Consider the following 18480-nt stretch of genomic DNA (forward strand, 5'->3'; position numbering starts at 1 on the left):
AGAGCCTTGACAGACTAACGATCGTTAGTAAACCCTGACGCTACCCGCCGAACCAAGCATTTGCTTCGCCAAAGGAGTGTTGGATGGACCACATCGACCGCGCGAGCGTCGACCTCGACGCGCTGTTTCGTCCGGAACGGGTGGCGGTGATCGGGGCCTCGGACGCCGAGGGGCGGCCGACGACGCTCAACTGGCGCCGGGTCGCCGGGTGGGCGGAGCGCGTCGGTGCCGAGGCGGTGCCGGTCCACCCGCGGCGCGCGGTCGTCGACGGCCGGACGGCGTACCGCTCGATCGAGGACGTGCCCGGCCAGGTCGACGTCGCGATCGTGCTCATCGGCGACGTCGACTCGGTGCTGCCCGGGATCGCCGCGAAGGGCGTCGGGTTCGTCGTCCTCTTCGCGGCCGGGTACGCCGAGACCGGGCCCGACGGCGAGCGGCGCCAGGCCGAGCTCGTCCGCTCGCTGCGCGCGGCGGGGGTCCGGGCGCTCGGGCCCAACACCAACATGAACCTCTTCGAGGAGTTCCGCACCGACCTGCCCGGCCGGCCCATCGCGCTGATCACGCAGAGCGGCCACCAGGGCCGCCCGGTCTTCCAGGGCCAGGAGCTCGGCATCCGGTTCAGCCACTGGGCGCCGACCGGCAACGAGGCCGACCTCAACGCGGCCCACTTCGTCGACTACTTCGCGCACGAGGACGACACCGGCGCGATCGCCCTCTACCTCGAAGGATTCGCCGACGGGACGGCGTTCCGCCGGGCCGCGCGCGCCGCCGCCCGCCGCGGCGTCCCCCTGGTCGCGGTCAAGGTGGGCCGGACCGAGCTCGGTCGCTCCTGGGCCATGTCCCACACCGGCCACCTGGCCGGCGCGGACGACGTCGCCTCGGCGGTCATGCGCCAGTACGGCATCGCCCGGGTCGACGGTCTCGACGAGCTCCTCGACACGGCCGCGCTCTTCGCCCGGGCAGGCGACCCGCCGCACGCCGGCGTCTGCGTCTACGCGATCAGCGGCGGCACGAGCGCGCACATGGCCGACCTGCTCGGCGCCGCGGGGATCGACCTCCCCGAGCTGAGTGCCGAGACCGTCACCGCCCTGCGCCAGTGGATCCCCGACTACCTGCGGGTGAGCAATCCCGTCGACAACGGCGGCCACCCCGTCGGCGACTGGCGGGGGCGGCGGATCCTCGAGACGATCCTCGCCGACCCGGCCGTCGGCATCCTCGTCGTCCCCATCACCGGCGCCTTCCCGCCGATGAGCGACACGCTCGTGGCCGACCTCGTCGCCGTCGCCGAGACGACGGACAAGCCGATCTGCGTCGTCTGGGGCTCCCCCTCCGGCACCGAGGACGCCTACCGCCGGGTGCTCCTCGGCTCGCAGCTCCCCGTCTTCCGCACGTTCGGCAACTGCGTCGCCGCGATCCGGGCGCTGGCCGACCACCTCGACTTCCGCGAGCGGGCCCACGAGCTGCCGGTCGTCCCCGACCCGCCGCCGGCCCTGGCCGGGCCGGGGCGCCAGCTCACCGAGCTCGACGCCAAGCGCCTGCTGGCCGCGCACGGCGTCCCGGTCTCGCGGGACGCACTGTGCGCGGGCGCCGACGAGGCGGCCCGCGCGATCGACGACCAGGGCGGTCCGGTCGTCGTCAAGGCGGTCGTCGACGGGCTGGCCCACAAGTCCGAGCACGGGCTGGTCCGGCTCGGGATCGCCGACGCCGCCGAGGGCCGGGCCGTCGTGGCCGACTTCGAGCGGATCGTCGCGGACCTGCCGGGCCGCGAGCTGGCCGGCGTCCTGGTGAGCGAGCAGGTGCACGGCGGTGTCGAGATGGTGGTCGGCATCGCGCCCGACCCGGTCTTCGGCCCGACCGTGATGCTCGGGGTCGGCGGCGTCGCCGTCGAGGTCTACCGCGACGTCTCCTTCCGGGTGCCGCCCTTCGACCGTCCCGAGGTGCACCGGATGATCGACGAGCTCACCGGATCGGCGCTCCTCACGGGCTTCCGCGGCGCGCCGCCGGTCGACCTCGAGCCCCTCGTCGACGTCGTGATGGCCGTCCAGCAGCTCGCCGCCGACGGCGTCGTGACCGAGCTCGACATCAACCCCCTCATCGTCCTGCCCGACCGCGTCGTCGCCGTCGACGCGCTCGCCTCGATCCCCGACCCGCACGAGAACGCCGGAGCCGTCGCATGAGCACCCCAGGAGCCACCTTGTCCCCCACCACCGATCCCGCCGCCACCGGCGCCGCCGCGATCGAGGTCCGCGGCGTCGCCAAGAGGTACGGCACCCGGGACGCGGTCATCGCCCTCGACGGCGTGGACCTCACCGTGCGCCAGGGCGAGTTCGTGTGCCTGGTCGGCCCCTCGGGCTGCGGCAAGTCGACCTTGCTGCGGATGATGGCCGGGCTGCACCGCCCCAGCGAGGGCGAGGTCCTCGTCCACCACGACGGCACCGGCCGCACGCCCACCGCGATGGTGTTCCAGGACTACGGGATCTTCCCCTGGAAGTCGGTGCGCGCCAACGTCCGCTTCGGCCTCGACGTCGCCGGGGTCCCCCGCGCCGAGGCCACCCGGACGGTCGACTCCTGGCTCACCCGGCTCGGGCTCGCGGACTTCGCCGACGCCTACCCGGCGACGCTCTCGGGCGGCATGCGCCAGCGCGTCTCGATCGCCCGGGCGCTCGCGGTCGAGCCGGAGGTGCTGCTGCTCGACGAGCCGTTCGCGGCCCTCGACGCCCAGCTGCGCACGGTGCTCCAGGAGGAGCTCCTGGCGCTGTGGCAGGCCGACCGCCGCACGGTCGTGTTCGTCACCCACAGCCTGGAGGAGGCCATCCTCCTGGGCGACCGAGTCGTCGTCATGTCCGCCCGGCCCGGCCGGATCCTCGCCGACCTGCCGGTGCCGCTCCCCCGGCCGCGGTCCGCGGAGACCCGTGGCGAGCCGGCGTTCGCCGCGCTGGAGCAGCAGCTCTGGTCGCTGCTGCGCGACGAGGTCTCGCGCACCTTCGACGGCGGGAGCCCGGCATGAGCGCCACGCTGACGGTCCGGCCCACCGCCGCCGAGATCGACCCGGTCCGCACCGCCCGCCGGCGCCGCCGCCTGGAGCGGGCGCTCGCCGTCCTCACCCCGCTGCTGGTGCTCGTCGCCTGGGAGATCGCCGCGCGGACGGGCGCCATCCCGGTGCGCTTCTTCCCCGCACCCACGATGATCGTGTCGACCGCCGGTGACATGATCCGCAGCGGCGTCCTGCTCGACGACCTCGGCGCGACCCTGCGCCGCGTGGTGGTCGGCTTCGTCGCCGGGTCCGCCGCCGGCGCCGCCGCGGGCCTCGCGCTCGGCCTGTCCGGGCTGGCCCGGGCCGCCTTCGACCCGTTCCTCTCGGCCCTCTATAGCGTGCCCAAGCTCGCGCTGCTCCCGCTGCTCCTGCTCATCTTCGGGCTCGGTGAGACGCCGCTCGTCCTGCTGGTCGCGCTGTCGGTGTTCTTCCCGACCTGGATCACCTGCATGGCCGGCGTGACGGCCATCCCGGAGGGCTACCGCGAGGCGGCCCGCGCGTTCGGCGCGAGCCGGTGGGACATGTTCCGCCACGTGCTGTGGCCCGCCTTCCTTCCCCAGCTCTTCGTCGCGCTCCGGCTCTCGGTCGGCGTCGCGATCCTCGTCATCGTCGGCGCCGAGTTCGTCCAGGGCAGCAGCGGCGTCGGCTTCCGGATCTGGCACAGCTGGTCGCTCTTCCAGGCCCGGCCGATGTACGTCGGCATCTGCGTCATCGCTCTTCTCGGGCTGCTCTGCACGACCTTGGTCACCGCGCTCGGACGGCGGCTCCTGCCCTGGGCGCAGCCGGCGAACCGCCGCTGACCGCGCCCCCTCCCCTCACCTCTGCAAAGGAACCGAAGTGTTGAACCGAAAGCTCGCCCTGCCCGTCGCCGGGCTCCTGGCCGGCGTCCTGCTCGCCGGCTGCGGCTCGTCGGACGACTCCGACGACAAGAACACCGTCAAGGTCGCCATCTCGGCCAAGCTCGAGGCCTTCGCGCCGCTGCTCGTCGGCATGGAGCTCGGCAGCTATGCCGACCAGGACCTCGACGTCGAGATCGTCACCGCCGCGCCCAGCGACGCGATGGTGCTGCTCGCCACCGGCGAGGTGGACGCCGTCTTCAGCGCCCCGAGCGCGGCGTTCTTCAACGCCGTCTCCGGCGGCTCGCCGATCAAGATCGTCGCCCCGGGCATGTTCCCGCCGGAGAACAGCCGCTCGGGCCTGTGGGTCAGCAAGGACCTCGCGCCGGGCGGCACCTTCGACCCGGAGAAGCTCCGCGGCGAGACCGTCGCGACCGCCGTCGGCGCGGGTGCGCCGGTCTCGATGGTGCTGGAGGAGGAGCTCGAGCGCAGCGGTGTCTCCGCCGAGGACGTGAAGTTCCAGACCATGGGCGCGACCGACATCCTGGTCGCGCTGGAGAGCGGCGCGGTCAAGGCGGGCTGGCTCTCCGACCCGGTCTGGCTGGAGGCGGAGAAGTCCGACGACCTCACGTTCGCGTTCGGGCAGCCGGAGGACATCACCATGGGTGCGGTGCTCTTCGGCCCGACTCTGCTGGAGAAGGACCGGGACAAGGGCGCCCGCCTGCTCGCCGGCATGCGCAGCGCGGTCGCCGACCACCTCCAGGGCGCCTACCACGACGACCCCGAGGTGCGGGCCGCGCTGATCGAGCAGCTCGAGATCTCCGAGGACCAGCTCGACAAGCTGCCCGAGCTCGTGTTCCCGCCCGACCTGGCCTACCCGGCCGGTCTGACCGACCGCTACCAGGCGACGTACGCCCGGCAGAAGGGCGTGCTCGTCTACTCCGACCCGCTGCCCGAGGACGAGGTCATCGACGCCGACCTCGCGAAGTAGCCCGCCTCGATGAGCGCGATCTACATCCACGAGGAGATCGACATCCTCGGTCCGCGCCGGGCCGACTACATGACCCACATGACGTCGGGCTGGGACGCCGCCGCGCGCGGTGAGCGCGGGATGCGCTGCTTCGGCGTGTGGGCGACGGTCGGCAGCACCGGCCGGTGGCCGACCGTGGTCAACCTGTGGGAGCTCGACGGCTGGGAGGGCCTCGCCGCCAACTTCGCCCACGAGCTCTCGCACGACACGCTCCAGGACCCCACCCTGGCGCGGTGGTGGTCGGCGGCCGCCGAGCTGCGGTCGGGCGGGCGGGACCGGATCCTGCTCCCGGCCGACTACAGCCCGGACATCGAGACGCTCTGCGCGGACCTCCCGCCCGCCGTGTGCCACCTGCACGAGGTGGTCACCCTGCGCCGCGGGACCGCGCGCGAGTACCTCGCGCTCCTCGCGGACGAGTGGCTCGAGCCGGCCCTCGGCGCCGGCCTCGGGCTGACCGGCGCCTACCGGACCGCGATGGTCTCCGACAGCGAGGTGATCGTCCTGTGGTCGGTCCCGGACTGGCCGCGCTGGGCGGAGATCGAGCAGCTCCTCGACCACGGCCCCGCCATCGACCGGTGGCGCGAGCGCACCGCCGGCCTCGTCACGTCCGACCAGCGCACCTTGGTGTGCGCGGCCCCGCTGTCGCCGCTGCGTACCGGCCGGCAGCCCTGACCGAGAGGATCTCGTGAACCACGACACCCCGCTGCTGGACGGCGTCCGCGTCGTCGAGTGCACCCTGCTCGAACCCGGCGCCCTCGCCATGACGCTCGGCGACCTGGGCGCCGACGTCATCAAGGTCGAGCCCCCGGGCGGCGACTACATCCGCCGGCTCGGCTGGCCGATCGTCGAGGGGCACTCGCTCCTGCACTGGCACGTCAACCGCGGCAAGCGCTCGATCCGGCTCGACCTGCGCACGCCCGAGGGACCCGAGGTGTTCCTCGACCTCGTCCGCGACGCCGACGTCGTCGTCGAGGGGATGCGCCCGGGCGCCCTGGAGCGGCGCGGCCTCGGCTACGACCGGCTGCGGGAGGTCAACCCCGCCGTCGTGCTCTGCTCCCTGTCCGGCTTCGGGATCGACGGCCCCTACCGCGACCTTCCCTCCCACGGCGTCGGCTTCGACGCCTGGGCCGGACTGGCCACCCCTGCGGTCGACGACCGCGGCTTCACCTACATCCCGGAGCACACGGGCACCGGCACCAAGGTCGGGCCGCTCTGGGGCGCGCTCGCGGCGGTGTCCGCGGTGCTGCGGGCACGCCGTACCGGTGTGGGGTGCCATCTCGACATCTCGCAGAGCGACGCCGCGGCGTTCAGCAACTGGCTACCGATCGAGGGCCACCGCGCCTACGAGCGGCCCGAGCCCGAGGTCACCGGCAACCCGGCCGACGACGGCGCCCGCCGTCGTCCCGGACCGGGGGGCATGGAGGAGGCCGTGCGCTACCAGTACTACCGCTCGGCCGACGGGCACGTGCTCTTCCAGGCCTCGGAGCAGGAGTTCTGGCGCAACTTCTGCGTGGCCTGCGACCGGATGGACCTCTTCGAGGGCCGCGAGGGCCAGCAGTACGGCGACCACGCCACCGGCGACCGCGACCTGCGCGCCGAGCTGCGCGACCTGTTCGCCACCCGGACCACCGCGGAGTGGGTCGAGCTCGGCCTGGCCATCGACTGCCCCATCGCCCCGGTCAACGACGCCGAGGGCATCGGCCGCGACCCCCAGTTCGCGCACCGGATGGCGTGGTGGCCCGCGGCCGAGCACGGCGCGGACCTGCTGCCCTCGCCCGTCAACGTCGTCGGCGAGCCGCGCCGCCCACCCCGCCGGGCACCCGAGGTCGGCGCGGACACCGAGGAGGTGCTCGCCGAGCTCGGCTACGGCGACGACCGGGTAGCCTCGCTGCGCCGTTCCGGCGTCATCTAGGAGGAGCCGAGCCGTGCCGAACTCGCAGGACCGCCGCGTCGCCGTCGTCACCGGAGCCAGCCGGGGGCTCGGCAAGGGCATCGCCCTCGCCCTCGGAGACGCCGGGTACGTCGTCTACGTGACCGGCCGCAGCGTCGACCCCGGCGCGCACGACCTCGGCGGCACCGTCGGCGAGACCGCCCGCCTGGTCACCGAGCGCGGCGGCACCGGCGTCGCCGTCGCCTGCGACCACCGCGACGACGACGCGGTCGCGGCGCTCGTCGCGCAGGTCCGGTCGGAGCAGGGCCGGCTCGACGTGCTGGTCAACAACGCGTTCGCGGTGCCCGACGAGGTCACCGCGGGCGGCGGCTTCTGGGAGAAGCCGCTCGACGCGGTGATGATGTTCGACGTCGGGCTGCGCTCGACGTACACGACGACCTGGCACGCCACTCCCCTGCTGCTCGCGTCGGCGGAGCGGGCACCGCTCGTCGTCAACATCTCCGGCTTCGGGGCGACCTGCTACCTGCACGGGCCGGCGTACGGCGCGGTCAAGGCGGGCGTCGACAAGATGACCCACGACATGGCCGTCGACCTCGACGGCCGCGGCGTCACCGTCGTCTCCCTGTGGCCGGGACTCCTGCGCACCGAGCGCACCATGCGCGTCGTCGACGCCGACCCGACCCTCTACGAGGCCTCGCTGCCGATCATGGAGCACCCCGAGCTCACCGGCCGCGCGATCGCCGCGCTCGACGCCGTCCCGGCCGACGCCAAGCTCGCGCGCTCGGGGCGCGCGCTCATAGGTGCCGAGCTGGCCGTCGAGCTCGGCGTCACCGACGTCGACGGGCGGGTGCCGGTGTCGCGTCGTACGTTGCTGGGTGGGCCGCGGGGGTACAGCGAGGCCGTCGTCCGCTAGGGAGCCGGCACCTGCGCCTCACCCTCGGCGCGGCCGCTCGCCGCGTCGAGGTCGAGGTAGCCGCGCGCCCTCCGGACCCGCTCCGCGAGCGCCGCCCGGTGCGCCTCCCACCGGTCGGTGTCGGCGTCGAGCGAGCGCTGCTGCAGCTCAGCGAGGACCGCCACCCGGCGCTCGACGTACGACGTCGCGACCCGGCAGTCGGCGTCTTCTCGAGCGACCGCGAGCTCGCGCTCGGTGACCGCGCTCGCGCCGCCGTACTCGACGACGGGGTCGAGGGGGTTGGCGTAGTCGTGGCCGGCGTCCTTCATGCAGTCCGCCCAGTCCCCGATCGCCGCGCGGACCCGCGGATCGGCGCGCTCCGCCTCCTCGATCGCGGTGACCGCACGCTCGGCGAACTCGTTCTCGGCAACCGTGCCACCGAGGAACGCCTCGGCCTCACCGGCGCAGCCGTCGTCCGGCAACGCGGCACCCCCGGGATCGAGCGGCCGCTTCACGCCGGCCGGGACGTCGCCGTCGAGCAGGTAGGACGCCGTCGGGCGCCCGGGCGGCACCCGCACCGGATGGGCCGCGGCGAAGCTCTCGCTCAGCTCGTCGGCGGGATCGTGGTACCCGTGCTCGCGCGCGCTCGCCGTGCCCACCAGGCCGAAGCGGTACGGCGAGAACGCCGGCGTCACCCCGGTCGCGACCTCCGGGACGTGGTGGACCTGGGTGTAGCGCAGGACGCACTCGTCGAGCAGCGCGGCCCGGGCCCGCGCGACGTCGCGGACCTCGGCACCGTCGAGGACGTAGCCGTCGAGCGGGAGGACGATGTCGGACGCGGCAGTCACCCCCACGGCCGACGGAGCCGACGGAGACGCCGTGCGGTCCCCGCCGCCGCAGCCCGCGGCGAGCAGACCCACGGCGGCTGCGATGGCGGCGAGCGCGGCCCTCATCGGACCCCGCTCAGCCACCCATCGCGTTCGGGTTGCGCCACCCACGCTCGAACGGCAGCCGCCACGCGTACGGCGCGATCAGCTGGTGGATCTGGTTCGGACCCCAGCTGCCCTGGCGGTAGGGCCGGACCACCGGCGGGTTCTCGAGGAGCGGGGCGGAGACCTCCCACAGCCGCTCGATGCCGGCCGCCGAGGTGAAGAGCGTCTGGTCGCCGCGCGCGGCGTCGTAGATGAGCCGCTCGTAGGCCTCGAGCACCGAGCCGGCCCACGTGGTGTCGGTCATCGCGAACTGCATGGAGAGCTTGTCGAGCTTCATGCCGGGACCGGGCCGCTTGCCGTAGAACGACAGCGACATCTTGGCCTTGTCGGCCAGGTCGAAGGTGAGGTGGTCGGGGCCGTGGTCGCCGACGCCGGAGTTGTGGGGGAACATCGAGCGCGGCGGCTCCTTGAACGCGATCGAGATGATCCGCGCGCCCTCGGCGAGGCGCTTGCCGGTGCGCAGGTAGAACGGGACGCCGGCCCAGCGCCAGTTGTCGATGTAGCACTTGAGCGCGATGAACGTCTCGGTCTCGGACTCGGGCGCGACGCCGGCGATGGAGCGGTAGCCGTCGTACTGGCCGCGGACGACGTTGGCCGGGTCGATCGGCAGCAGCGAGCGGAAGACCTTGTTCTTCTCGTCGTTGATGGCCGACGGGTCGAGCGACGTCGGGGGCTCCATCGCGGTGAAGGCGAGCACCTGGAAGAGGTGGGTGACGACCATGTCGCGGTAGGCGCCGGTGGACTCGTAGAAGTCGGCGCGCTGCTCGAGCCCGAGCTCCTCGGGGACGTCGATCTGGACGTGGTCGATGTTGTTGCGGTGCCAGATCGGCTCGAAGAGGCCGTTGGCGAACCGGAACGCGAGGATGTTCTGCGCCGCCTCCTTCCCGAGGAAGTGGTCGATCCGGTAGATCTGCGACTCGTCGAAGGTCTTGTGCAGCTCGGCGTTGAGCTTCTTGGCCGAGTCGAGGTCGACGCCGAACGGCTTCTCCATGATGATCCGGCTGCCGGCCGCGAGGTCGGCGTCGTCGAGCGTCTTGACCACCGCGAGCGCGGCCTTGGGCGGCACGCTGAGGTAGTGGAGGCGGACCCGGTCGCCGTCCCAGGCGGACTCGGCCTTCTCGACGGCGGACCGCAGTCCCGCCGGCCCCTCGGCGCCGGGCGCCCAGTGCAGGAGCTTCGAGAACTCCGGCCAGGCCGCCATGTCGCCGTCGTCGCCGGAGAACTCCATCACGGCCTCGTGCACGAACTCCACGAACGTCTCGGTGGTGTGCTCGTCGAGCGAGGTGCCGACGATCTGCAGCTGCGGCAGCAGCCCGGTCTCGAACAGGTGCAGCATCCCGGGCAGCAGCTTGCGTCGTGCGAGGTCGCCGGTCGCGCCGAACAGCACGACCGTCACCGGCTTCTGGGTCTTCGGTGCCATGTCGTCCACAGTGCCTCCTCGGTGTTACCGCAACGATAACGAGAGGCGCCCGATCACCGTCGTACCGGACGATCTGGTCGTGATCTCGGCCCGATCGCGACCGAATTGTCCGGTACGACGCTCAACCGAGGCGCGCGCGCAGCCCGTCGAGCACCAGCGCGAGCGCCATCCCGAAGTCCGCCGGCTCGTCGTCCTCGTGGGAGAGCACGAAGCGGACGAGCGTGCGGGCACCGACGCGGGCGAGGTCGGGGTCGGCGCCGGCCCGCTCGAGGGCGGCGCGCAGCGGCCGCTCCAGCGCCTCCGCGTCGGCCCGGTTGACCTGCGCGATGAGCACCGCGCCGTCGCGGTGCCGGCGCATCGCGTCGCGCAGCCCGACGCAGAGCAGCTGCACCTCGGCGTCCCACGCGGCGATCTCGGCCGGCCGGCTGCCGCGGCGCAGGATCTCGTCGGCGATCGCGGAGAGCAGCGCGTCCTTGTTGGTGAAGTGGTGGTAGAGCGCACCGGGTTGGACGCCGAGGTCGGTGGCCAGGCGGCGCATCGACAGTGCGTCGAGACCGTGGGCGTCGAGCACCTCGATCGCGCGCTCCACGACGTCCGCCCTGCGGTACCTCATCCGCCCTCCCACTTTGACCGTTGTCGAGAGGCCACTTTAACCTGAACACCGTTCAGTCTGCGCGACCGCCGCGCTCCCGGCCCGAGAGGGACCCCGATGACCCGCCGTACGCCCACCACCGACGTCGCCCTGATCGCCGGTTTCGCCGCCCTCATCGCGGTGTGCGCCATCCTGCCCGACATCAAGACCGGCGTCGGCGTCCCGTACTCGCTGCAGACGTTCGGCGTGCTGCTCACCGGAGCCGTGCTCGGCCCGGTGCGCGGCTTCCTCAGCGTCGTGCTCTACCTCGTCGCCGGCCTGGTGCTGCCGATCTACTCCGGCGGCGCGTCCGGGATCTCGCACTACAGCGGCGTGACGGCCGGCTACCTCGTCGCGTTCCCGCTGGCCGCGGCGCTGTGCGGCTACCTCGTCTACCGCAACCACCGCAACGCTACGCAGTTCACGCTCGTCTTCACCTGCGGCCTGCTCAGCAGCTTCGTCTTCGTGCACACGCTCGGTCCGCTCAACCTCGCCTGGCGCGCGGACCTCAGCCTCAAGGAGGCGTTCAGCTTCGACGCCGCCTACTTCCCCGGTGACATCGCCAAGAACGTCGTGATGGCGCTCATTGCGACCGCCGTGCACCGGGCGTTCCCCGACCTCGCCGCGCGTCGCTCCCCCGCGACCACCACGGACGAGCCGGCGACGCAGTCCGCGTGAGCCGGATCGAGCTCGACCGGGTCGTCGTCCGCGCGGCGACGCCCGGTGGGCCGGTCCCGGAGGTCACCGTCCTCCGGGAGACCACGCTCGACCTCACCGAGCAGCGGATCGCGCTCGTCGGCCCCAACGGCTCGGGCAAGTCCACGCTCGCCCGGCTGGTCAACGGGCTGGTCGAGCCGACCTCCGGCCGGGTCGTCGTCGACGGGCTCGACGTGGCCAAGAAGGGCCGCGAGGTACGCCGCCGGGTCGGCTTCGTCTTCACCGACCCCAGCGCCCAGCTCGTGATGCCCACCGTCGTCGAGGACGTCGCCCTCTCGCTGCGCCACCAGGTCCGCGGCCGCGAGGAGCGGGCCGACGCGGCGCGGGGCGTGCTCGCGTCGTACGGGCTGGAGGAGCTGGCGGACCGCAGCGTCCACACGCTGTCCGGCGGCCAGCGCCAGCTGCTCGCCCTGGCCGGCGTCCTGGCCACCGACCCCGCGGTGCTCGTCGCCGACGAGCCGACGACGCTCCTCGACCTGCGCAACGCCCGGATGATCGGCGACCTGCTGCTCGGCCTCCCCCAGCAGCTGGTCCTCGCCACCCACGACCTCGACCTCGCCCTGCGCTGCGACCGGGTCCTGCTCGTCGACGACGGGACCGTCGTCGCCGACGGCGCCCCGGACGAGGTGGTCGCCCACTACCGCGCGAGCGCCGGCTGAGCCCGATGACCGCCAGCCCGCTCGGCGACTACCAGCCGGGGACCTCCGTCTTCCACCAGCTCCCCGTCGGCGCCAAGCTGCTGGGCCTGCTCGTGCTCAGCATCGTCGCCGTCAGCTTCCGCGGCGTGCCCACCACGATCGGGCTGCTCGTGCTCGCCGTCGCCGGCTGCGTGGTCGCCGGCGTCCGCCTGCGCCGCGCGGCCCGGGCGCTGCGCGGAGTGCTCGTCGCGATGACCCTGCTGGCGGCGTACCAGACCTGGCAGCGGGGCGGCGAGCACGCCTTCGTCGTGGTCGGCGCGCTCGTCGCGCTCCTGCTGCTGGCGACCGTCTTCACCACGACCACCTCCGTCGAGCGGATGGTCGACGCGATCACCCGGTGGCTGGGGCCGTTCCGCCGCTTCGGCGTGAACCCCGAGCTCGTGGCCCTCGCGTTCTCGCTGATGATCCGCGGCATCCCCCTCACCCTCGCCATCGCCGGCGAGACCCGGGACGCCGCCCGCGCCCGCGGCCTCGAGCGCAACCCGCGCGCGTACCTCACGCCGCTGGTGATCCGGGTGGTCGCGCACGCGCGCGCCACCGGCGACGCCCTCCACGCGCGCGGGCTCGGTGACGACTGAGCCGCGCGTCCGGTAACGCACCGACACATCCGTGGTGGAGGCTGACCCCCGACCCCGGAGGACGAGATGGACCCGCTGCCCTGGACCGACGAGCACACCCGGCTCGTCACCGACACCGCGCCCGAGGTGGACGGCGCCGACCCCGCCGCGCTGGCCCGCACCTGGAACGTCGTCCGCGCCCGGATGGACGACGCCCCGCCCCCGCGACGCCGTCGTCGCCGGCTGATCGCGGCGGGAGTCGCCGCGGCGGCGCTCGCCGTGCCGGCCGGCCTGGCGGCGGCCGACGGCTGGGGCGCGCGGACCGGGCGGAGCGCCGCCGACGCCGAGGACCTGCGGCTCGGAGGGCCGGGCGAGCACCTCGACCCGGCCGGCGCGGACTACGCCGAGGTGATCGAGGAGGAGACCCGCGACATCCGGTTCCCGACCGCGGCGGCGCGGCGGATCGCGCTCGACAGCCACGTCGAGGACGCCCGGCGCGGTGGCGGCGCGGAGCCGGGTACGACGTCCGTCAGCACCGGCGCGATCCGGGGCTGGACGGCGATCTTCGCGGTGTGCGCGTGGTCCAACACCTGGAAGCGTGCGATCGACGCCGGCGACACCGCGCTGCGCGACGAGGCGGCCGCGGTCCTGGTCACCGCGCGGACCTGGCCGGCGATCACCGACCTCGACCCCCGCCAGGCCACGAGCATGGCGACGATGGACGTGTACGACGCCGACACGGGCGTGACCACCACCGAGGTGCATGCCGACCCGACGCAGTACTACTACCTGCGCGAGGTCACCCGGGCCGTGGCCGCCGGGGACGTCGACGCGCTCGCCGCCAGCCTCGCCGCCCACGCCAATTGCCTCGGCCCGGCGCTCATGCCGGACTTCCCGCAGGCGCTCCCCTCCGACGGACCGGGGCGCTGACGTGGCGCGCATCCTGACCGCCGGCGAGTTCGAGGAGCTCTACCGCGCGACGGCTCCCGAGCTCTTCGGCTACGTCCGGCGCCGGACGACGGCCGACGCCGAGGACGTCGTCGCCGAGGTGTTCACCACCGCGTGGCGCCGCCGCGGGGACCTGCCGGCACCGATGCTCCGCCGGGCCTGGCTGTACGGCGTCGCGCGCCGCCTGCTGCTCGCCGAGGCCCGGCGCCAGGGCCGGGAGGACGCCACCGTCACCGAGCTCGCGAGCCGGCCCGAGCAGGCCCCGGCCGACGCGGGCGAGGCCCGCCGCCAGGCGGTCCGGGCGGCCCTCGACCGCCTCTCCCCCGCCGAGCGCGAGGTGCTGCTCCTCGTCGAGTGGGAGCGGCTGACCCCGGCCGAGCTGGCGGTCACCCTGGGGGTGCGCCCGGGGACGGCGCGGGTCCGGCTGCACCGCGCCCGCCGCGCTCTCGCCGCCGATCCGGAGCTCGACGCCCTGGCCCGCGCGCTCCGCGCGGGGTCGCGTGCCTGAGAAGGCAGATGTCCGGGTTCTCGGGCACACGACTCCCCAAACCGGCGCCGCGCCGCTATCCTGAGCAACCTGAACACTGTTCAGGAAGCCTGCCCACCGCACCAGGGAGTCACCGATGAGCGCGCAGTTCGACCAGCTGGCCACCACGATCCTGGCGGGTGGCGCCGCCTCCGAGGCCGACGCCCTCGCCGTCCTCCGGGCCCCCGACGCCGACCTGGTCGGCCTCGTCGCGGCGGCCGGGCGGCTGCGGCGGGAGCACTTCGGCAACACGGTCAAGGTCAACTACCTGGTCAACCTCAAGTCCGGGCTGTGCCCCGAGAACTGCAACTACTGCTCCCAGGCGCTCGGCTCGGACGCGCCGATCCTCAAGTACTCCTGGCTCTCCAAGGACGAGACCCTCCAGCAGGCCGGCGCCGGCCTGCGCGGAGGCGCGACCCGGGTGTGCATGGTGTCGTCGGGTCGCGGGCCGTCCAACCGCGACATCGAGAAGGTCGCCGAGATGACCGAGGCGCTCAAGGACGAGTACCCGGACGTCGAGGTCTGCGCCTGCCTCGGCCTGCTCAAGGACGGCCAGGCCGAGCGGCTCAAGGAGGCGGGCGTCGACGCGTACAACCACAACATCAACACCGCCGAGTCGCACCACGACACGATCGTCCAGACCCACACGTACGACGACCGGGTCGAGACCATCGGCAGGGCCAAGTCCGCCGGCCTCTCCCCCTGCTCGGGCCTGATCGCCGGGCTCGGCGAGACCGACGAACAGCTGGTCGAGGCGCTGTTCGCGCTCAAGGCGCTCGACTCCGACTCGATCCCGGTCAACTTCCTCATGCCCTTCGACGGGACGCCGTTCGAGAACACCTGGGAGCTCTCCCCCACCCGCTGCCTCAAGATCCTCGCGATGGCGCGGTTCGTGTGCCCCGACAAGGAGATCCGGATCGCCGGCGGCCGCGAGATGCACCTGCGCTCGCTCCAGGCGCTCGCGCTGCACGTCGCGAACTCGATCTTCCTCGGCGACTACCTCACCTCCGAGGGCCAGGAGGCGAAGGCCGACATCGAGATGATCCGCGACAACGGCTTCGTCATCCTCGGTGCCGAGGACGCGCTCGACCCGGCGGCCGAGGCGACCGAGCACGACCCGGCCATCCGGCGCCGGGGCGCGGGCACCGAGGTCGCGGCGAACGCCTGAGCGCCATGACCCTCACCGCCACCGACGCGGTGCTCGCCTTCGACCGCGAGCACCTCTGGCATCCCTACACGTCGATGACCGCGCCGACGCCCGCACACCTGGTCACCGCGGCGCGCGGCTGCGAGCTGGAGGTCGACGGCGCCTGGGTGGTCGACGGGATGGCGTCGTGGTGGTCGGCGATCCACGGCTACCGGCACCCGGCGCTCGACGCCGCGCTCACCGAGCAGGCCGGCCGGTTCAGCCACGTGATGTTCGGCGGGCTGACCCATGAGCCGGCCGTCGGCCTGGGCCGCCGGCTCGTCGAGATCACGCCGGAGCCGCTGGAGCGGGTCTTCCTCGCCGACTCCGGCTCGGTGAGCGTCGAGGTCGCGATGAAGATGGTGCTGCAATACCAGCGCGGCCGCGGCCGCCCCGAGCGCACCCGGATGCTCACCGTCCTCGGCGGCTACCACGGCGACACCTTCGACTGCATGAGCGTCACCGACCCGGTCGGCGGCATGCACAGCATGTGGGCGGGGCTGCTCCCCGACCAGATCTTCGGGCCCCAGCCCCCGTCGTACGACGCCGGGGCGCCGGAGCTTGCCACCTGGGCCGCCGGACTGCGCTCCCTCGCGGCCCGGCACGCGCACGAGCTGGCCGGGATCATCGTCGAGCCGCTGCTGCAGGGCGCGGGCGGCATGCACCCCTATCCCGCGGAGTGCCTGCAGGTCTTCCGCGAGATCGCCGACGAGCACGGCCTGCTGCTGGTGTTCGACGAGATCGCGACGGGCTTCGGGCGTACCGGTCACCTGTTCGTCAGCGAGCTCGTCACGCCCGACGTCCTGTGCCTGGGCAAGGCGCTGACCGGCGGCTACCTCACGCTCGCCGCCGTCATCACCACCGACGAGGTGGCCCGGGGCATCTCCGCGAGCGAGTCCGGCGTCGTCATGCACGGGCCCACGTTCATGGGCAACCCGCTGGCCTGCGCGGTCGCCAGTGCGTCGATCGACCTGCTCCTCGACGGCGACTGGGCGGGCCGCGTGCGCGCGATCGGCGACCGGCTCGCGGCCGGCCTCTCCCCCCTGCGCGGAACGCCGGGCGTGCGCGACGTCCGGACGATCGGCGCGGTGGGCGTCGTCCAGCTCGACCACCCGGTCGACGTCATCGCGGCCACCGAGGCGGCGCTCGCGGCCGGGGCGTGGCTGCGCCCGTTCCGCGACCTGGTCTACGCGATGCCGCCCTACGTCACCGGCCCCGACGAGCTCGACCGGCTCCTCGCCGGGATCACCGCGGCGGTGCGCGCCGGATGAGCGCCTGGGAGACCTGGCTCGCCGAGCAGGCCGCCACCCGCGAGGCCGCGGGGCTCACCCGCCGGCTGCGCCCGCGCGCGGCCGACGACCCGGCCGTCGACCTGGCCGGCAACGACTACCTCGGTCTCGCCCGCGACCCCGGCGTCCGCCGGGCCGCCGCGGACGCTGCGCTGGCCTGGGGGGCCGGCGCCAGCGCCTCGCGCCTGGTCACCGGCACGCTGGGGATCCACGACGAGCTCGAGCGCGAGCTCGCCGACTACCTCGGCCAGCCGGCCGCGCTCGTGCTCTCGACCGGCTACCACGCCAACCTCGCCGTGGTCACCGCGCTCGCCGACCGCGGCACCCGGGTCCTCTCGGACGCCCACATCCACGCCTCGCTCGTCGACGCGGTCCGTCTCTCGCGCGCCCGGCTGACCGTCGTCCCGCACAGCGACGTCGACGCGGTCCGGGCCGGTCTCGTCGCCGCCGCGGCCGACGGCGAGCGGACCATCGTGCTGGCCGAGTCGGTCTACTCGGTGCTCGGCGACGCCGCGCCGCTGGTCGAGCTCGCCGAGCTCTGCGCCGAGCACGACGCCCTGCTCGTGGTCGACGAGGCCCACGGCCTCGGCGTGCACGGCCCGGGGCTGGTCGCCACGCTCGGGCTCGCCGGCCTCCCCCACGTCGTCGTCACCGCGACGCTGTCGAAGTCGCTCGGCGCCCAGGGCGGCGCCGTGCTCGGCTCTCCCGCGCTGCGCGAGCACCTGGTCAACCGGGCCCGGCCGTTCATCTTCGACACCGGCCTGGCACCCGCGCCGACCGCCGGGGCGCTGGCCGCCCTGCGCGCGCTGCGGGCCCGCCCCGAGCTCGGTACGACGGTCCGGGCCCGGGTCGCCGAGCTGGCCGACGTCCTCGGCGTGGCGGCACCGGCGGGCGCCGTCCTGTCGGTCCCGATGTCGTCGCCGCAGGCCGCCGTCGCCGCCCAGGCCGCCGCGCTCGGCGCGGGACTGCGAGTGGGCTGCTTCCGGCCGCCGTCGGTGCCCGACGGCATCTCCCGGCTGCGGATCACCGCCAGCGCCGGCGTCCCGGACGACGACTGGGCGCGCGCCGTCGCCACCCTCGCCGCCCTGGTCAAGGAGCACCAGTGACCGCCGCCCGGATCGTCGTCGTCACCGGCACCGACACCGGGGTCGGCAAGACGATCGCCACCGCGGCGCTGGCCGCCCGGGCACGCGGGATCGGCGAGCGGGTGCTGGTCGTCAAGCCCGTCCAGACCGGGATCGGCGGCGCCGACCCCGACCCCCACGACGTCGACACGGTCGCCGCCCTCACCGGCGCCGATGTCATCGAGCTGGCCGCGCTCGACGAGGCCCTGGCCCCCGACACCGCCGCCCGCCGGGCCGGCGCCACGCTGCCGACCGTCGCCGAGCACGCCGCCCGGGTCCGCGACCTGGCCACCACGGGCCAGCACGACCTCGTGCTCGTCGAGGGCGCCGGTGGCCTGCTCGTCCGGCTCGACCTCGACGACGGCACGCTCCTCGACCTCGCCGTCGCGCTCGGCGCCGACGTCGTCGTCGTGGCCCGGGCCGGGCTCGGCACGCTCAACCACACCGAGCTCACCGTCGCCGCGCTCCGTGCCCGCGGGGTCGAGCCGGCCGGCGTGGTCATCGGCGCCTGGCCCTGCTCGCCCGGGCTCGCCGAGCGCTGCAACCGCGACGACCTGCCGCGGGTCACCGGGCTGCCGGTGCTCGCCGTCGTCCCGGACGGGGCGGGTTCGCTGCTGCCTGACGCGTTCGTCGAGGCGGCGGTGGGGTGGTTCGGCTGAGGCGGCGCGTCCTGACGGCAGTTTCACCGCCTAGGCGGTGAAACTGCCGG

At 74.0% G+C, this 18480-nt stretch carries 19 protein-coding genes; 16 read left to right on the forward strand and 3 right to left on the reverse strand.

What is annotated here, in order from left to right; translation table 11 throughout:
* The first annotated feature begins 83 nt into the window (after positions 1 to 83).
* Genes BM223_RS25980 through BM223_RS26010 form a run of 7 tightly spaced genes read left to right on the forward strand, consistent with a single transcriptional unit; the run spans position 84 to position 7704 of the window.
* On the forward strand, positions 84 to 2177 hold the full coding sequence (locus BM223_RS25980; RefSeq protein WP_052138847.1) for an acetate--CoA ligase family protein: 2094 nt from the start codon (positions 84 to 86) through the stop codon (positions 2175 to 2177).
* Positions 2174 to 3007, forward strand: a complete 834-nt coding sequence (locus BM223_RS25985) for an ABC transporter ATP-binding protein (protein ID WP_082003719.1) — start codon at positions 2174 to 2176, stop codon at positions 3005 to 3007. Before BM223_RS25980 ends, BM223_RS25985 begins: the two co-directional genes overlap by 4 nt.
* Positions 3004 to 3834: an ABC transporter permease gene (locus tag BM223_RS25990; protein ID WP_038680368.1), complete on the forward strand. Its 831-nt coding sequence runs from the start codon at positions 3004 to 3006 to the stop codon at positions 3832 to 3834. The genes BM223_RS25985 and BM223_RS25990 overlap by 4 nt, the downstream gene beginning before the upstream one ends.
* 37 nt (positions 3835 to 3871) lie before the next feature.
* Entirely contained in the window at positions 3872 to 4861 is a 990-nt protein-coding gene (locus BM223_RS25995; RefSeq protein ID WP_141267517.1) for an ABC transporter substrate-binding protein, read from the forward strand.
* Between the two features lie 9 nt (positions 4862 to 4870).
* Positions 4871 to 5572, forward strand: coding sequence for a hypothetical protein (locus tag BM223_RS26000; protein WP_038684882.1), 702 nt, complete (start codon positions 4871 to 4873; stop codon positions 5570 to 5572).
* Between the two features lie 13 nt (positions 5573 to 5585).
* Complete coding sequence (locus BM223_RS26005; protein WP_038680371.1) at positions 5586 to 6812, forward strand: CaiB/BaiF CoA transferase family protein; 1227 nt, start codon at positions 5586 to 5588, stop codon at positions 6810 to 6812.
* Between the two features lie 13 nt (positions 6813 to 6825).
* The gene (locus BM223_RS26010; protein WP_038680373.1) at positions 6826 to 7704 is read left to right on the forward strand and encodes an SDR family NAD(P)-dependent oxidoreductase; all 879 of its coding nucleotides are present in this window, start codon (positions 6826 to 6828) and stop codon (positions 7702 to 7704) included.
* Here BM223_RS26010 and BM223_RS26015 read toward each other — a convergent pair.
* The 3 genes from BM223_RS26015 to BM223_RS26025 all read right to left on the reverse strand — a co-directional run bounded on the left by BM223_RS26015 (position 7701) and on the right by BM223_RS26025 (position 10708).
* Complete coding sequence (locus BM223_RS26015) at positions 7701 to 8636, reverse strand: hypothetical protein (protein WP_038680375.1); 936 nt, start codon at positions 8634 to 8636, stop codon at positions 7701 to 7703. The genes BM223_RS26010 and BM223_RS26015 overlap by 4 nt on opposite strands.
* Positions 8637 to 8646: 10 nt before the next feature.
* Positions 8647 to 10095, reverse strand: coding sequence for a glucose-6-phosphate dehydrogenase (gene zwf / locus BM223_RS26020; RefSeq protein ID WP_038684884.1), 1449 nt, complete (start codon positions 10093 to 10095; stop codon positions 8647 to 8649).
* 121 nt (positions 10096 to 10216) lie between these two features.
* The gene (locus tag BM223_RS26025; RefSeq protein ID WP_038680377.1) at positions 10217 to 10708 is read right to left on the reverse strand and encodes a TetR family transcriptional regulator; all 492 of its coding nucleotides are present in this window, start codon (positions 10706 to 10708) and stop codon (positions 10217 to 10219) included.
* A gap of 96 nt (positions 10709 to 10804) precedes the next feature.
* Between BM223_RS26025 and BM223_RS26030 the strand changes: the two genes are divergently transcribed.
* The 9 genes from BM223_RS26030 to bioD all read left to right on the forward strand — a co-directional run bounded on the left by BM223_RS26030 (position 10805) and on the right by bioD (position 18430).
* On the forward strand, positions 10805 to 11404 hold the full coding sequence (locus BM223_RS26030; RefSeq protein ID WP_038680379.1) for a biotin transporter BioY: 600 nt from the start codon (positions 10805 to 10807) through the stop codon (positions 11402 to 11404).
* A complete protein-coding gene (locus BM223_RS26035) occupies positions 11401 to 12102 on the forward strand; it encodes an energy-coupling factor ABC transporter ATP-binding protein (protein WP_038680382.1) in 702 nt (233 codons plus the stop codon). The genes BM223_RS26030 and BM223_RS26035 overlap by 4 nt, the downstream gene beginning before the upstream one ends.
* A 5-nt stretch (positions 12103 to 12107) precedes the next feature.
* On the forward strand, positions 12108 to 12719 hold the full coding sequence (locus BM223_RS26040) for an energy-coupling factor transporter transmembrane component T family protein (RefSeq protein ID WP_038680384.1): 612 nt from the start codon (positions 12108 to 12110) through the stop codon (positions 12717 to 12719).
* Between the two features lie 66 nt (positions 12720 to 12785).
* Positions 12786 to 13628 carry a hypothetical protein gene (locus tag BM223_RS29395; RefSeq protein ID WP_038680386.1) on the forward strand — a complete coding sequence of 281 codons (843 nt, stop codon included), beginning with the start codon at positions 12786 to 12788 and terminating at the stop codon, positions 13626 to 13628.
* A 1-nt stretch (position 13629) separates the two neighbouring features.
* Positions 13630 to 14154, forward strand: a complete 525-nt coding sequence (locus tag BM223_RS26050; protein ID WP_158510217.1) for an RNA polymerase sigma factor — start codon at positions 13630 to 13632, stop codon at positions 14152 to 14154.
* Between the two features lie 115 nt (positions 14155 to 14269).
* Positions 14270 to 15340: a biotin synthase BioB gene (gene bioB, locus BM223_RS26055; RefSeq protein ID WP_038680388.1), complete on the forward strand. Its 1071-nt coding sequence runs from the start codon at positions 14270 to 14272 to the stop codon at positions 15338 to 15340.
* A 5-nt stretch (positions 15341 to 15345) separates the two neighbouring features.
* Positions 15346 to 16629 carry an adenosylmethionine--8-amino-7-oxononanoate transaminase gene (locus BM223_RS26060; RefSeq protein ID WP_038680390.1) on the forward strand — a complete coding sequence of 428 codons (1284 nt, stop codon included), beginning with the start codon at positions 15346 to 15348 and terminating at the stop codon, positions 16627 to 16629.
* Positions 16626 to 17753 carry an 8-amino-7-oxononanoate synthase gene (locus BM223_RS26065; protein ID WP_038680392.1) on the forward strand — a complete coding sequence of 376 codons (1128 nt, stop codon included), beginning with the start codon at positions 16626 to 16628 and terminating at the stop codon, positions 17751 to 17753. Before BM223_RS26060 ends, BM223_RS26065 begins: the two co-directional genes overlap by 4 nt.
* Positions 17750 to 18430 carry a dethiobiotin synthase gene (gene bioD / locus BM223_RS26070; RefSeq protein WP_038680394.1) on the forward strand — a complete coding sequence of 227 codons (681 nt, stop codon included), beginning with the start codon at positions 17750 to 17752 and terminating at the stop codon, positions 18428 to 18430. The genes BM223_RS26065 and bioD overlap by 4 nt, the downstream gene beginning before the upstream one ends.
* The last annotated feature ends 50 nt before the right edge of the window (positions 18431 to 18480 follow it).

The organism is Pimelobacter simplex (assembly GCF_900114845.1).
In the GTDB taxonomy this organism is placed as follows: domain Bacteria; phylum Actinomycetota; class Actinomycetes; order Propionibacteriales; family Nocardioidaceae; genus Nocardioides; species Nocardioides simplex.